Source organism: Bacillus cereus group sp. MYBK14-1, assembly GCF_051916885.1.
Classification (GTDB): domain Bacteria; phylum Bacillota; class Bacilli; order Bacillales; family Bacillaceae_G; genus Bacillus_A; species Bacillus_A cereus.
The window spans coordinates 244,778-258,391 of sequence record NZ_JBQAHM010000005.1 but is presented as its reverse complement, the minus strand read 5'-3'; the positions used below and the strand labels follow the sequence as shown (position 1 = coordinate 258,391).

The following is a 13,614-nucleotide window of genomic DNA, read 5'->3' as shown; positions in this document are numbered from 1 at the left end:
AAATGAATGGTGTAGACTGTTTTAATTTGTGAGTATAACGGCTTCTAATTTAGGATCTTTAGTTGAATAACCTACTATTGAAATTGTATAAATAACATTTGGTTCAACATTGAATTTTGGTATAGTCAATAAAACGTTTTTATTATCTGCGAGTGAAATTTCAATATCTGCTGTACCAGGGCTAACTTGCAAAAAATCTGTTATTTGTTTAAAGAGTACATTTTCAAATAAATGATCCCCATCTTTTAAATCTACGTTTACAACAGGGGTATCTGGAGAGAAATGTGCAAACCGTATTTTGGCTTGACCAGCTGGTAAATGTGTATTATCAAGTATAGGCTGTAATTGTAGGTGATTATCACTATTTATTGCAGCAAGAGTATAAGTATGATTTCCCATTATTGGTACCAACGCTGAAAAGATTGGAGTTTCATTTCCGACAGGAACAATATCTATACGGTATTTACCTTGCACTAATGATAAATAAGGGCTGAATTGCTTAAATGAAATATTTTTAATAACCTTTTGTCCGTTTACTAAAATGTCAACCGCTGGTATATTTGGATCGGCATGAAAAATTCTTATATGTGACGGTAAAGCAGCTTCTTGTGAGTCTCTTGTTTCATACGCCTGTACAAGTTTTGATAGTGCATCGTAATATTTCATATATAATTCTATATATTTTTTAGGATTACGAAACTGATAGTAACGTGCGAGTTGTTCGTATTGTGTAACTTCTTGTCCATATTTTTCGATTTCAGATTGAGACATGAACATTCCTCCTTTGTCATCATTAAAACTATATGCGAAGCAAGAAAGCGGTTATGCAAAAAAAATGATTTTATAAAGGGAAAATTAAAAATTGACAACAAATATGTTTTCATAAAGAGGTGCTGGTGCTTACGAGAATTTCGCAGAGTAAAGCAGTACATATGACTGTACGAAAGTAAAATAAATGCCAAATTGAAAGTGCATTTCAATTAACATATTGAATACATGTCCAAAAATCGCTAGAAAACTAGGGATTTTTTTAATTATAGGCAAATACACATACAAAGTGATAATTGTCCTACATAAATTATAAAGGAAAGATACTTTGAATCTGAGGAAAGGAGTGCCACTTCGGGATAGGGATATCCCGATAGTAATTGTGAATGAAGTTATGAAAAGGTTTTGTGTTATAGGCTGTAGGATGAATTTGTAAACTTCATTTTTCTATTTATTTTAGCAATTGACAGTATTAACCCATAAGAGAGCGTCATGACGAACTGATTAGTGTGGTTAATCGGTTCTTTTTTTATAGTTTAAAACTGAAAAGTTTACATAATGAATAGGAATCTGAATTGATTAGTAAGGTGGGTGTCGAAATTTGTTTTAAAATATGCAATTTAAAGTAGGATAATAGGAAGGAGTTTAACGGGAGTTCCGTCGAAGTGTACAGAATGTCGGCATTTAAGGACAGCTGGCATTATGCTATAAAAACATTTGGTGATGTAGTCATTTCATATAAAAAGGAGGGTTATTTGGGCGTATAGAAAAGGGTTGGTCTTCGGTTTTTTAGTTCTGAATTTTCTGTTTTATAAAAATTTTTAAGCACTCATTTGTATATTTTATAATAGTTTTTTGATAAATTCACTGCTTTTGCAGAGGATTCTTTTTTATGAAAGAAACGTCAATTTTCTTCATATATATATACAAATTGGAGAAATGGGGGAGCGCTATGCGCGATTACTTAATTAAACCACTTGTTGGTCAGCCGTATCCAATGATTTCACATGGAAAAGGTGTTTATTTGTATGATCAAAATGGCAATAAATATTTTGATGGTTCGTCAGGAGCAATTACGGCAGGTATTGGGCATGGCGTAAAGGAGATTGCAGACGTTATTAAAAAGCAAGCTGAGGAGATTGCTTTCGTTTATAGATCACAGTTTACGAGTGAACCAGCTGAAAAATTAGCGAAGAAGTTAAGTGATTTAAGTGTAGGAGATTTGAACTGGAGTTTTTTTGTAAATAGTGGTACGGAAGCGAATGAAACAGCTATGAAAATTGCAATTCAGCATTTTCAAGAGCGAGGTATTCAAGGGAAACATAAAATTTTATCAAGATGGATGAGTTATCACGGTATTACGATGGGTGCTTTATCGATGTCTGGGCATCCACTACGTAGACAACGTTTCGTATCTATTTTGGAAGATTATCCGACTATACCAGCTCCATATTGTTTCAGATGTCCTGTTCAAAAGGTATATCCAACTTGTCAGCTGGCATGTGCGACTGAACTAGAAAGATCAATTGAAAGAATTGGTGCAGAGCATATTGCTGCTTTTATTGCTGAGCCGATTATCGGAGCAGCTGGAGGCGCGGTTGTTCCGCCGAAAGACTATTATAAAGTCATTAAAGAGATTTGCGACCATTACGATATTTTATTTATTGCGGATGAAGTAATGACTGGGCTTGGTCGTACTGGAGCATGGTTTGCGATGGAGCATTGGGGCGTAGAGCCGGATATTATGACACTTGGTAAAGGGTTAGGAGCGGGATATACACCGATGGCAGCGACAGTTGTAAGTGATCGTGTTATGGAACCAATATTACGTGGATCACGTTCAGTAATGAGCGGTCATACGTTAAGTGCAAATCCATTGTCTGCAGCAACGGCTTTAGCTGTTATTGAATATATGGAGAAACATAATCTTCCTGAAAAAACAGCAGAAAAGGGAGAGTATTTAATAAAAGGCTTACAGAAAGTTCAGCAACAATCGACAATCATTGCTGATGTGCGCGGAAAAGGGTTGCTAATCGGAGTAGAATTGCAACCGTTTACAAAAGCGTCAGAGCTTATTTCAGTTGCAGCTAAAAATGGTCTGCTTTTATACCAAGCAGTTTCAGGGCAAGCAGGAAAAGAAGATAGTGCACTGCTTGTAGCACCGCCAATGACAACTACATATTCCGAGTTAGATGAATTACTTTCAATTTTCTCTAAAAGTGTGGAAGAGATGATGCAAAAAGGAGGGCATAGTATCGCATGACAACTATTACAAATACATTCGGTAAATTAAAAGAAATTGAGGAAGTAATTTCTTTGTTCCATGATGATATGACATTGATGTTTGGGGGATTTGGAGGGATTGGATCCCCTCCATCTTTAATACAGGCAATTTTAGAAAAAGGCGTTACAAATTTAAATTTAATTGGAAATGACACTGGATTTCCTGATGTAGGTATCGGTCGTCTTGTTACAAATGAAAGAGTTAAATCAATAATTACTTCTCACATTGGCTCCAATCCAAATGCAGGAAGGCAACTAAACGAGGGAAGGTTACAAATTGAGTTTTCTCCGCAGGGAACATTAGCAGAGCGTATTCGCGCTGGTGGCGTTGGTCTTGGTGGTGTTTTAGTTGATGTTGGTGTTGATACGATTGTGGAAGAGGGAAAACGAACAGTTGAAATGAATGGTAAGACCTACTTAGTTGAAACAGCATTAACTGCTGAAGTTTCAATTGTATATGCGAAAAAGGCAGATCCGTTTGGTAATCTTGTATTTGACAAAAGTGCACGAAATATGAATCCCCATGTAGCTATGGCTGGGGATATAACAATTGTAGAAGCAGAAGAAATAGTCCCGCTTGGAAGTTTAGATCCAGAGGAAATTGTCGTTCCAGGTGTTTTCGTAAATTATATTGTACCGTCGGAAGGAGTGAACTGGAAATGGGTATGGGCGTAGAAGTGAGGGATAAGATTGCTAGGCGTGCGGCGAAAGAAATACAAAATGGTATGATTGTAAATTTAGGTATTGGCATACCATCGCTTGTACCAAATCATTTGCCTGACGATATAAATGTTATGTTTCATGCGGAAAATGGAATCGTCGGCATGGGACCAACGCCAAGTAAAGGGAATGAAGATGAAAATTTGTGTAATGCAGCAGGTTTACCAACTTCTCTTATAACAGGAGCGAGTTATTTCGATAGCTGCACAGCGTTTGGGATGATTCGAAAAGGTTTGCTAGATATAACGATTCTTGGTTCATTACAAGTAAGTGAAAATGGTGATTTAGCAAACTGGATTGTACCTGGAAAACGTGTTCCAGGTATTGGTGGAGCAATGGATTTAGCGCAAAAAGCGAAGCGGGTCGTTGTTGTGATGAATCATGTTGATAAGTACGGAAATGCAAAAATTGTTTCAGAGTGTACATTGCCATTAACTTCAAAGAAATGTGTAGATTTAATTATTACTGATATGGCAGTCATGGAGGTAACTCCGAGTGGACTTATATTACAAGAATTAATGAGCCCATACACAGTAGAAGATGTAAAACGACATACAGAAGCTGATTTTCAAATTAGTTCTAACTTACTAGTAATTGAATGAAGGGAGATGTAATATATGGAGCAATTAAAAAAGCAAGTTTGTGATTATATTGAGAGCCATGAAGAGGAAAGTGTGAAATTTTTAAAACGATTAATTCAAGAAAAGAGCGTATCTGGTGATGAAAGCGGTGCGCAGGCAATTGTGATTGAAAAATTACGTGAATTAGGTTTAGAGCTCGATATATGGGAGCCTTCTTTTTCTAAAATGAAAGATCATCCTTATTTTGTATCACCCCGTACAAGTTTTTCAGATAGCCCAAATATTGTAGCAACTTTAAAAGGAAGTGGCGACGGGAAATCTATGATATTGAATGGGCATATTGATGTAGTTCCAGAAGGGGATGTGAATCAGTGGGAACATCATCCTTATAGCGGTGAGAAAATCGGAAATCGTATATATGGCCGTGGAACGACGGATATGAAGGGCGGAAATGTCGCACTTATGCTTGCGATGGAAGCGATTATTGAATCTAACATTGAATTAAAAGGAGACATCTATTTTCAAAGTGTAATAGAAGAGGAAAGTGGCGGAGCAGGGACATTAGCAACTATATTACGAGGATATAAGGCAGATGGTGTCATTATTCCGGAGCCTACTAATATGAAGTTTTTCCCGAAACAACAAGGTTCCATGTGGTTTCGTCTACGTGTAAAAGGGAAAGCTGCACACGGTGGAACGCGCTATGAAGGGGTTAGTGCAATTGAAAAAAGTATGTTTGTTATAGAACATGTAAGAAAGCTAGAGAAGAAAAGAAATAGTCGAATTACAGATCCGTTATTTAAAGAAATTCCGATTCCAATTCCAATTAACATTGGGAAAATTGAAGGAGGGAGTTGGCCAAGTTCTGTTCCCGATGAATTAATTTTAGAAGGAAGATGCGGTGTTGCGCCGAATGAGACTATAGAGGCGGCAAAAGAAGAGTTTGAGAATTGGATTGCTGAATTAAATGATGTGGACAATTGGTTTGTTGAAAATCCAGTAGAAGTAGAATGGTTTGGAGCGAGATGGGTTCCTGGTGAACTAGAAGAGAATCATGAACTCATTACGACACTTCATCACAACTTTGTTGAAATCGAAGGGAACGAACCAATTATTGAAGCATCTCCGTGGGGGACTGATGGAGGTTTATTTACACAAATTGCAAACGTACCAACAATAGTATTTGGTCCAGGAGAGACGAAAGTAGCACACTATCCAAACGAATATATAGAAGTTGATAAAATGATAGCTGCCGCAAAAATTATTGCATGTACATTACTAGATTGGTGTGAGGTGAAAAGATGAAATACTATGAATCTTTTAGAGAACAGACGAATTGTTATACAGTAGAAGGTGTTTTAGATTATTTTAATAAGCGTATTCGGATAGATCACTATACAGGAAATGTTGAAAGTATTATACAGACAATTGACGAACTAGCAGAGAAACATTCTTTCACTAAATGTATTATTAAAGGAAAGGGAGAGCATGTTTCAACATGGCTCTCTTTCGGTTTTTTGTTGGAAGCAACGATACCTCATTATTTTCAAGGACACGATGCATACTTTTTTGTGAAATATAATAATGATGAAAGACGAAATAGTATGCATTGGATTGAGGAAGATACTATATTAAGCGGTGTAAAAGGAAAAGAAATAAAAGAAAAAGTAGTTCCAGAGAAATTTTTGCTGAGAAAAGCGACTGAAGAAGATGCAGAAGAATTAGCAACTGTATTCGGAAAAGTATTTGAAGTGTATCCGACACCTTTAAATGAAGCGAGTTATGTATTACAGACGATGAAAGAAGACGATACAATTTACTACGTGTATGAATTTGAGGGGAAAATTATTAGTACAGCATCTGCAGAAATGAACATAAAGGAAGGGAATGCAGAATTAACGAATTGTGCTACTTTACCTGAATACCGTAAACATGGATTTATGAAAAGTTTACTAATTAAATTAGAGGAAGAACTTCAAGAAAGATCTATTTTCTGCTCCTATACAATTGCTCGATCGCTTTCTTTCGGAATGAATGCTGCCTTTCATCAATTAGGCTATACGTATACAGGAAGACTGGCGAATAATTGCTACATTTTCGATAAGTTGGAAGATATGAATATATGGGTGAAAGATCTATCTAGCTATTCGAAAGCAGTAAAACTTCCGCCTCAAAATTTGGCTGTAAAGCAAAACAGTTAGGTGGAGCTGGGTGTTTGAAAAAGCCGTACTAATTAGAGTTTCGAGTTATCTAATGAAAATATAAAATTGATTAAAATTATAGAACGGAATCGTCATGCTTACAATCGCACATAGGTGTGCCGAAAATTCGGCATGTAATTGCTGGATTTTCGGCAAGAGGGGGGATGACATTGCTAGCAGTTTCGACACAAGAAGTCATTGAAGCGATTTTGGGCAGTATTGATGAGGCTATACACGCTGTAGATGAAAATGGAATTACAATATTTTATAATTCTGTAGCTGCAAAACACGATGGATCGAAGATTGAAAAAGTGTTAGGGAAACATCTGTTAGAAGCGTTCCCGTCTTTATCAAGGGAAACGAGTACATTGATGAAAGTACTAGATACAAAAAAACCTATCGTACATCAGGTACAACATTATCAAAATTTAAATGGTGAAGATGTTTGTACAGTAAATACGACGTTACCTATTTTTATAGATGGGAATATTGCTGGGGCTGTTGAAATTGCAAAGGATTACTCTACAATTCAAAAGCTTACTGACACAATTGTTGACTTACAGTCGAAAATAAAGCGATCATCTAGAAAAAAAGTGATTAAAAAGCACGCTGCATTTGAGACAATAGTGACAAATGATACGCGGTTTAAACAGACGAAAGAGTTAGCACAAAAAGTAGCACCAACAGACGCGAATGTTTTAATATATGGTGAAACAGGAACAGGAAAAGAACTGTTCGTACAAGCAATTCATGAAGCTTCTAAAAGAAAAAACAAGCCATTTATTGCACAAAACTGTGCAGCTTTACCAGAGTCGCTATTAGAAAGTTTATTGTTTGGAACGACAAAAGGAAGCTATACGGGAGCGATTGAAAGAGCTGGGCTATTTGAACTTGTTGATGGTGGTACATTATTTTTAGATGAACTGAATTCAATGCCTCTTGATTTGCAGGCAAAAATGTTACGAGTGTTAGAAGATGGAGTCATTAGAAGAATTGGTGATAATAAGACGAGAAAAGTAGATGTTCGTGTTATTACCGCGATGAACCAGCCTCCAGAAATATGTTTACGAGAGAATAAAATTCGCACTGATTTATATTATCGCTTAAACGTATTTTCATTATATATCCCACCGCTTCGTGAAAGAACTGAGGATGTACTATTATTAGCATCTTATTTTTTGAAAGAATATAATAAAAGTTATAAAAAAGGTGTACTTCAAATTGATGAGGAAGCGAAAGATAGCCTGCAAGCTTATCAGTGGCCTGGAAATGTACGGGAGTTAAAACATACGATTGAACATGCTGTTATTATTGCAGAAGGGAATACATTAACAGCCAATTGTTTACCACGTACATTTCGGAAAGAGAAGTTTTCGAAGAAGAAGGGTATAATGCCACTTAGAGAAGCACTTCATCAAACAGAAAAAGAATTAATAGATCAAGCGTTGATTGAAACGGAAGGGAATATATTACAAGCCGCAAAAATGTTGGGTATCCCTCGTCAAACGCTTCAATATAAACTGAGCAAGTACGACAAAACCGCCGAATAATCGGCGGTTTTTGTGTGTTTGCACGAATAAAAGAGCGTTTACATATATAAAAAGTAATGAATATGATGTTAAGTATTGATTTCATACAACGCTTAAAAATATTTTTTCGCTTATGTAATAGGGTTCTCCGCACATTTACTTATCAACAATGTAAAGTTGGCATAACTATTGCTTATATAAAGGATGAGCGTATAAAAAGGGGGAATAGCAATGTTACATGATGTATACAAACCAAATCGTCACTGGAAGGATATCGAATTATGGAAAGATGTTACTGAAGAGCAATGGAATGATTGGGTTTGGCAATTAACGAATACGATCAAAACGTTAGATGACTTAAGAAAAGTAATTAACTTAACACCTGAAGAAGAAGAGGGCGTTAAAATTTCAACGAAAACGATCCCGTTAAACATTACACCGTACTATGCTTGGCTAATGAATCCTGATGATCCACGCTGTCCGATTCGGATGCAATCAGTACCGATTTCGGAAGAGTTATATAAAACAAAATATGATTTAGAAGACCCACTTCACGAAGACGAAGATTCACCAGTTCCAGGGCTAACACATCGTTATCCGGACCGTGTACTATTCTTAGTAACAAATCAATGTTCTATGTATTGTCGTTACTGTACACGTCGTCGTTTTAGTGGACAAATTGGAATGGGTGTACCGAAGAAACAATTAGATGATGCAATTGCTTATATTCGTGAAACGCCACAAGTACGAGATGTATTAATCTCCGGTGGTGACGGACTTCTAATTAACGATAAAATTTTAGAATATGTATTAAAAAATTTACGAGAGATTCCGCATGTTGAGATTATTCGTATCGGAACGAGGGCACCAGTAGTATTCCCACAACGTATTACAGAAAACTTATGTAACATTATTAAAAAATACCATCCAGTATGGTTAAATACACATTTCAATACATCTATTGAAATTACTGAAGAATCGAAAAAGGCATGTGAAATGTTAGCGAATGCTGGTGTTCCAGTCGGAAACCAAGCAGTAATTTTAGCTGGTATTAACGACAGCGTTCCAATTATGAAAAAACTTATGCATGACTTAGTAAAAATCCGTGTACGTCCATACTACATTTATCAATGTGACTTATCTGAAGGTATCGGTCACTTCCGTGCACCAGTATCTAAAGGTCTTGAAATTATTGAAGGTTTACGTGGACACACATCTGGTTATGCTGTTCCGACATTCGTTGTTGATGCGCCAGGCGGAGGCGGTAAAATTGCACTTCAACCAAACTATTTAATCTCACAAAGTGCAGATAAAGTTGTACTTCGTAACTTTGAAGGTGTTATTACGACGTATCCAGAGCCAGAGAGCTATATTCCAGGAAGAGCGGAAGGATACTTTAAAGAGATTTATCCGAACTACGAAGAAAAACGTTCAGATGTTGGTATCGCAGGTCTTATGAGCGATAAGAAATTTAACCTCGTTCCAGACGACTTACAGCGTATGAACCGTCGTAAAGACTACGAAGATAATGATACTCATGCATCTTTAAAAGATAAACGTGATAAGCGCGATCAATTAAAAGATAAAAAATATCAAGCACAAATGGCTAAGTTAGAAGAAAACGACAAAAAAACTGAGGGTGATGCAGTATGAATTGTATGTGGTGTGACAGTACAGAAGCGAAAGAAAGCTTGAATACTGTATATTGGGAATTACCAGATGGTACGAAAGCCATTGAAATCCAAGAGACACCATGTATTTCTTGTTCCTCGTGCGGGATGGACTATCAATCAGACCATACAGTAAAAGAAATTGAAGATCAATTATTCTTAATTTACACGAAAGATTTACCAAAACAACTAACATATGAAGAATTAATGGGAAGACCGCGTCTATTAAAAAGAAATTATTTCGACTTTTAACCAGCTTTTATGCTGGTTTTTTTCTTTTTTGCCTTGTATAATGTACCCAAGTTAGAAAGGTAGGGAATATTTTTGAAAAAGACATTTTACCATTATATGATGAAGCATCGTGCAGCTTTATTTAGAAATGAAATTTCAGATTTAGCAGAGGCGATGTATGATGATTTAAGTTTTCCGAAGCAATCTGAAGACTATGATGAAATTAGTTCATACTTAGAGTTGAGCGGAATGCTAGAAAGTATGTCTATATTTGATGAAGCCTGGGATTTATACATACAAGATAGATAAAAACTATTTGAAAACATACAGAATACATTACTTTATTTAAAGTGAAGTATTCTGTATGTTTTTTTATTATGAAATTTGTTGATTTGAAGCTAGTCTAGTTACTAGCTTTTGTTTGAGTGTAATGTAAATTTTATAAGATTATATTTTTTATTGAAAAAATTTATGAATATAAGCTTCTGTGATAAGCGTTTTTATGTAGGTTGCATATACTGATATCAAAATCACGACGTCAAAAAAAGGAGAGATAGAGATGGCAAGAAAAAAACAACCTAAATACAACGTAGGGGACATAGTCGTGATTACGCTATATGGAACCGTTGGGAAAATCACAAATATGAAGGTTTTAGATGGAGTTTATGTATACGAAGTCAATAATCACGATGGATTTTACGTAGAGCAAACATTGCAGCACGTTACAGAGCAAGATATGAAAAAGGGCGATACGGAGTGGATTGAATTAAATTATAATTTCACGTTTGGTGATCTTGTGCAAGTAACTGGATATGATAAAGATGTTTTCCGTATTGTTGGTTTTCGTACAGAAGTATGGAGATATAAGAATGACGCATGGGAAGATACAATTTATGAATTGTCACGGATTACGGATGGTGAATGGTTAGAAGCGGATGAATCAGATTTAACGTTACTCGCCAATGCTCAAACGGCAAATGCAATTTTGAAGAAAATGAAACAAGATAAAGCAGGTATGAATAAATTAGATTTAGGAAAGTTAAAGTCAATTAACAACTCGAAAAAAGTGAGTGTTAAGACGAATCGTCAAGAAATCATTGATGGATTACTTGATATTTATAACGATTATCAATTATTGTTCGATACATTTAAAGATGAAGAATATAAAATTGTAATGGATGTTGTTCATAATTATTTAGTTAAATTGACAGAGAAAAAATAGTTAACTAGAAAGAGAGAATAAATTGAACAACAACATATGCAGTATAAGGTATGCCTACAACTATTAAAAAAATAAAAAGCCACTTTATAAGAGAGTCTGCCCATTGATCTTCATGCATGAACTCTTCTTTTGTTTGTCCTACTTCATATTGATTTTCCATTATTATTTCCCCCTTTGAATAGCTTGTACTACAATCGTATGCATCTCGTCCAAAGCTTATGACCTATAAAAAAATAAAATCTATTTTTCTAATCTCATATACATAATTTTGAGATTTTTTCATAAAACAGAAATAAAGGAGTGATGCTCATGAAGGAAATTGAAGTCGTGATTGATACGGAAGAGATTGCGGAGTTTTTTTATGAGCAACTAATTGAAAGAGGGTACGTCCCAAAACGAGAAGAAATTGAAGATCTCGCAGATATTACATTTGAGTATTTATTAGAGAAATGCATGATTGATGAAGTTTTTGATGAAGAGGATGAATGAAAGTAACGACGGGCATAACTCGTCGTTTTTTACTCTTTACAAACCTGTCACAAATATAGTCAATAATTATTGGTATAATGAAAAGGAAATTTTACTCAAGAGGTGAAGGAATGTTCAAAAAAATTATTGATTCTTTATTAGGAAAGAAAAAATATCGTTCGTATTCAAGTAGTGATTATCGTCGTAGAGGGCGCTCGTATTCAAGTAGCGATTATAAACGACGTTCATCTGGTTATGGACATCAACATTATAAAAGAAAACGTAAAAGCCGTAGCTTCTTTTCAAGTAGCTGATGAAATGGCGTCGTGTACTAGCATTATTTGATAGACCACTGCGAAAAAATACAATTGTTGCAGAGCGTTATAAAATTGAATCAGTAATTGGAATGGGCAGTTATGGGGTTACATATGTCGTTAATGATTTACAAATAAATAGATATAAAGTCTTAAAACAATTAAGACAAAGTAAACAAAGATATGAGTCTGGTAGAAAATCATTTGAACAAGAGAAAATGATCTTACAAACATTAAATCATCATGCAATTCCTAGTCTATATGATCATTTCCTATGGGAGAAAAAGAGCTTCTTTGTGATGGAGTACATGCCTGGTAAAAATTTTGAAGATTATATTTTCATAGATGGGTATGTATATACAGAACGTGAAGTTTTTGAGATTTTATATGAAATATTAGAAATTGTATCGGTGTTTCATAGTGAAGGCATTATTCATCGAGATTTACGCATTCCAAACATACTAATGAAAGAAAATCAAATTAGTATTATTGATTTTGGATTGGCTAAATGGAAAGGTGAGGATGATGAGCGAGCTACAACTTACGAAGGTGAACAAGCTTTGATGCGAGAAGTTCACTTTCGTAGCGACTTTTATGCGCTCGGTCATTTCTCATTATTTTTATTATATGCAGGATATGAATCTAATGAAAAACAGGAAAAACCATGGTACGAAGAATTAACTTTGGAACATTATAATCGTGAAATGCTTATGCGAATGTTACAAATAAAAACGCCGTACTATGAGAATGTACAAGATTTAAAACAAGATGTAGCTTCTGCTTTAGAAAGGATGGAGACTCCATGTTTCAAAAGTTTTTAGCAAGCGTTGGTATTGGAAGTGCAAAGGTAGATACTGTTCTTGAAAAAGATGAGTATATTGTTGGGGAAGAAATAGTTGGAAAGGTTCATATAACTGGAGGTTCAGTTAGCCAACAAATTGAAAGCATTTACTTAACATTATCGACGTCGTATGTACGAGAAGTGGATGATAAAAAAGTAACAGCAACATATGATTTAGAGCGAGTACGCTTAACAGAACCTTTTTCTGTAGAACCGAATGAAAAAGTTGAAATTCCATTTTCTTTTCCAATGCCAATTGAAGCACCACTTACACTTGGTATGAAAACGGTTTGGATTCATACAGGTCTTGATATTAAACGTAGTATAGACCCAAGTGACCGCGACTACGTTCAAGTGTTACCTAATGCATTATTAAGTAGTGTTTTAGATAGTGTAAATGAATTAGGGTTTAAAGCACGTCATATAGAATGTGAAGAATTACCGCATCGATTACGTAAGCAAGTTCCATTCGCACAAGAATTTGAGTTTATTCCGGTTTCTGGAGAGCATTATGGGAAATTAGATGAATTAGAATTATTAATCTTGCCACGTGCATACGACCGACTAGAAATTATTATGGAAGTAGATAGAAAATCCCGTGGTTTAGCTGGATTATTCGCTGAGGCGCTTGATCTTGATGAGAAGGTGATTCGTTTTACCGTAACAAGAGAAGATATCCCTGAGATGAAGCAAAAAATTAATAATTATATTTTTTAATAAACTATGCATAAAAAAGAAATGGAGAGGAAAACTAAAACAACCGCTCCATTTTTTTGCATAGTGAGG

General features: G+C 35.3%; 16 protein-coding genes. 14 read left to right on the top strand and 2 right to left on the bottom strand.

What is annotated here, in order from left to right:
- Positions 1-21: 21 nt before the first annotated feature.
- Positions 22-771, bottom strand: coding sequence for a DUF4397 domain-containing protein (locus ACTFR3_RS16210; RefSeq protein WP_000083284.1), 750 nt, complete (start codon positions 769-771; stop codon positions 22-24).
- 949 nt (positions 772-1,720) lie between these two features.
- Between ACTFR3_RS16210 and ACTFR3_RS16205 the strand changes: the two genes are divergently transcribed.
- The 10 genes from ACTFR3_RS16205 (at position 1,721) to ACTFR3_RS16160 (ending at position 11,205) form a co-directional block, all read left to right on the top strand.
- A complete protein-coding gene (locus ACTFR3_RS16205) occupies positions 1,721-3,031 on the top strand; it encodes an aspartate aminotransferase family protein (protein WP_001205882.1) in 1,311 nt (436 codons plus the stop codon).
- Positions 3,028-3,726 carry an acetate CoA-transferase subunit alpha gene (gene atoD / locus ACTFR3_RS16200; protein WP_000208102.1) on the top strand — a complete coding sequence of 233 codons (699 nt, stop codon included), beginning with the start codon at positions 3,028-3,030 and terminating at the stop codon, positions 3,724-3,726. The genes ACTFR3_RS16205 and atoD overlap by 4 nt, the downstream gene beginning before the upstream one ends.
- Positions 3,711-4,373, top strand: a complete 663-nt coding sequence (locus tag ACTFR3_RS16195; RefSeq protein ID WP_000525278.1) for a CoA transferase subunit B — start codon at positions 3,711-3,713, stop codon at positions 4,371-4,373. Before atoD ends, ACTFR3_RS16195 begins: the two co-directional genes overlap by 16 nt.
- A gap of 15 nt (positions 4,374-4,388) precedes the next feature.
- Complete coding sequence (locus ACTFR3_RS16190; RefSeq protein ID WP_033696337.1) at positions 4,389-5,657, top strand: peptidase; 1,269 nt, start codon at positions 4,389-4,391, stop codon at positions 5,655-5,657.
- Positions 5,654-6,553, top strand: a complete 900-nt coding sequence (ablB, locus tag ACTFR3_RS16185; protein WP_440044584.1) for a putative beta-lysine N-acetyltransferase — start codon at positions 5,654-5,656, stop codon at positions 6,551-6,553. Before ACTFR3_RS16190 ends, ablB begins: the two co-directional genes overlap by 4 nt.
- A gap of 164 nt (positions 6,554-6,717) precedes the next feature.
- The gene (gene rocR / locus ACTFR3_RS16180) at positions 6,718-8,103 is read left to right on the top strand and encodes an arginine utilization transcriptional regulator RocR (protein ID WP_440044583.1); all 1,386 of its coding nucleotides are present in this window, start codon (positions 6,718-6,720) and stop codon (positions 8,101-8,103) included.
- Between the two features lie 210 nt (positions 8,104-8,313).
- Positions 8,314-9,735, top strand: coding sequence for a lysine 2,3-aminomutase (ablA, locus tag ACTFR3_RS16175; RefSeq protein ID WP_000902142.1), 1,422 nt, complete (start codon positions 8,314-8,316; stop codon positions 9,733-9,735).
- Entirely contained in the window at positions 9,732-10,004 is a 273-nt protein-coding gene (locus ACTFR3_RS16170) for a YokU family protein (RefSeq protein ID WP_000995763.1), read from the top strand. Before ablA ends, ACTFR3_RS16170 begins: the two co-directional genes overlap by 4 nt.
- Before the next feature lie 72 nt (positions 10,005-10,076).
- Positions 10,077-10,292 (top strand): YozE family protein, encoded by a 216-nt coding sequence (locus ACTFR3_RS16165; protein ID WP_000750717.1) that lies wholly within the window; start codon positions 10,077-10,079, stop codon positions 10,290-10,292.
- A gap of 250 nt (positions 10,293-10,542) precedes the next feature.
- On the top strand, positions 10,543-11,205 hold the full coding sequence (locus tag ACTFR3_RS16160) for a hypothetical protein (RefSeq protein ID WP_000101499.1): 663 nt from the start codon (positions 10,543-10,545) through the stop codon (positions 11,203-11,205).
- A gap of 4 nt (positions 11,206-11,209) precedes the next feature.
- Here the strand turns inward: ACTFR3_RS16160 and ACTFR3_RS16155 are convergent, their stop codons facing one another.
- The gene (locus ACTFR3_RS16155; protein ID WP_000431486.1) at positions 11,210-11,365 is read right to left on the bottom strand and encodes a DUF3930 family protein; all 156 of its coding nucleotides are present in this window, start codon (positions 11,363-11,365) and stop codon (positions 11,210-11,212) included.
- Positions 11,366-11,514: 149 nt separating this feature from the next.
- On the opposite strand from ACTFR3_RS16155, the gene ACTFR3_RS16150 reads away from it, so the two are divergent.
- The 4 genes from ACTFR3_RS16150 (at position 11,515) to ACTFR3_RS16135 (ending at position 13,545) form a co-directional block, all read left to right on the top strand.
- Positions 11,515-11,694, top strand: a complete 180-nt coding sequence (locus ACTFR3_RS16150) for a YozD family protein (protein WP_000658451.1) — start codon at positions 11,515-11,517, stop codon at positions 11,692-11,694.
- Between the two features lie 110 nt (positions 11,695-11,804).
- Positions 11,805-11,987, top strand: coding sequence for a hypothetical protein (locus ACTFR3_RS16145; protein WP_000473371.1), 183 nt, complete (start codon positions 11,805-11,807; stop codon positions 11,985-11,987).
- The gene (locus tag ACTFR3_RS16140; RefSeq protein WP_000872063.1) at positions 11,987-12,808 is read left to right on the top strand and encodes a serine/threonine protein kinase; all 822 of its coding nucleotides are present in this window, start codon (positions 11,987-11,989) and stop codon (positions 12,806-12,808) included. The genes ACTFR3_RS16145 and ACTFR3_RS16140 overlap by 1 nt, the downstream gene beginning before the upstream one ends.
- Complete coding sequence (locus ACTFR3_RS16135) at positions 12,790-13,545, top strand: sporulation protein (RefSeq protein ID WP_000486625.1); 756 nt, start codon at positions 12,790-12,792, stop codon at positions 13,543-13,545. The genes ACTFR3_RS16140 and ACTFR3_RS16135 overlap by 19 nt, the downstream gene beginning before the upstream one ends.
- Positions 13,546-13,614 lie beyond the last annotated feature (69 nt).

What these genes read in the sequence shown, in the direction of transcription:
- rocR (WP_440044583.1), top strand. Translation starts at nt 6,718, where the DNA reads ATGACATTGCTAGCAGTTTCGACACAAGAAGTCATTGAAGCGATTTTG.
- ACTFR3_RS16135 (WP_000486625.1), top strand. Translation starts at nt 12,790, where the DNA reads ATGTTTCAAAAGTTTTTAGCAAGCGTTGGTATTGGAAGTGCAAAGGTA.
- ACTFR3_RS16195 (WP_000525278.1), top strand. Translation starts at nt 3,711, where the DNA reads ATGGGTATGGGCGTAGAAGTGAGGGATAAGATTGCTAGGCGTGCGGCG.
- ACTFR3_RS16140 (WP_000872063.1), top strand. Translation starts at nt 11,987, where the DNA reads ATGAAATGGCGTCGTGTACTAGCATTATTTGATAGACCACTGCGAAAA.
- ACTFR3_RS16160 (WP_000101499.1), top strand. Translation starts at nt 10,543, where the DNA reads ATGGCAAGAAAAAAACAACCTAAATACAACGTAGGGGACATAGTCGTG.
- ablA (WP_000902142.1), top strand. Translation starts at nt 8,314, where the DNA reads ATGTTACATGATGTATACAAACCAAATCGTCACTGGAAGGATATCGAA.
- ACTFR3_RS16145 (WP_000473371.1), top strand. Translation starts at nt 11,805, where the DNA reads ATGTTCAAAAAAATTATTGATTCTTTATTAGGAAAGAAAAAATATCGT.
- ablB (WP_440044584.1), top strand. Translation starts at nt 5,654, where the DNA reads ATGAAATACTATGAATCTTTTAGAGAACAGACGAATTGTTATACAGTA.
- ACTFR3_RS16155 (WP_000431486.1), bottom strand. Translation starts at nt 11,365, where the DNA reads ATGGAAAATCAATATGAAGTAGGACAAACAAAAGAAGAGTTCATGCAT.
- atoD (WP_000208102.1), top strand. Translation starts at nt 3,028, where the DNA reads ATGACAACTATTACAAATACATTCGGTAAATTAAAAGAAATTGAGGAA.
- ACTFR3_RS16170 (WP_000995763.1), top strand. Translation starts at nt 9,732, where the DNA reads ATGAATTGTATGTGGTGTGACAGTACAGAAGCGAAAGAAAGCTTGAAT.
- ACTFR3_RS16205 (WP_001205882.1), top strand. Translation starts at nt 1,721, where the DNA reads ATGCGCGATTACTTAATTAAACCACTTGTTGGTCAGCCGTATCCAATG.
- ACTFR3_RS16150 (WP_000658451.1), top strand. Translation starts at nt 11,515, where the DNA reads ATGAAGGAAATTGAAGTCGTGATTGATACGGAAGAGATTGCGGAGTTT.
- ACTFR3_RS16210 (WP_000083284.1), bottom strand. Translation starts at nt 771, where the DNA reads ATGTCTCAATCTGAAATCGAAAAATATGGACAAGAAGTTACACAATAC.
- ACTFR3_RS16190 (WP_033696337.1), top strand. Translation starts at nt 4,389, where the DNA reads ATGGAGCAATTAAAAAAGCAAGTTTGTGATTATATTGAGAGCCATGAA.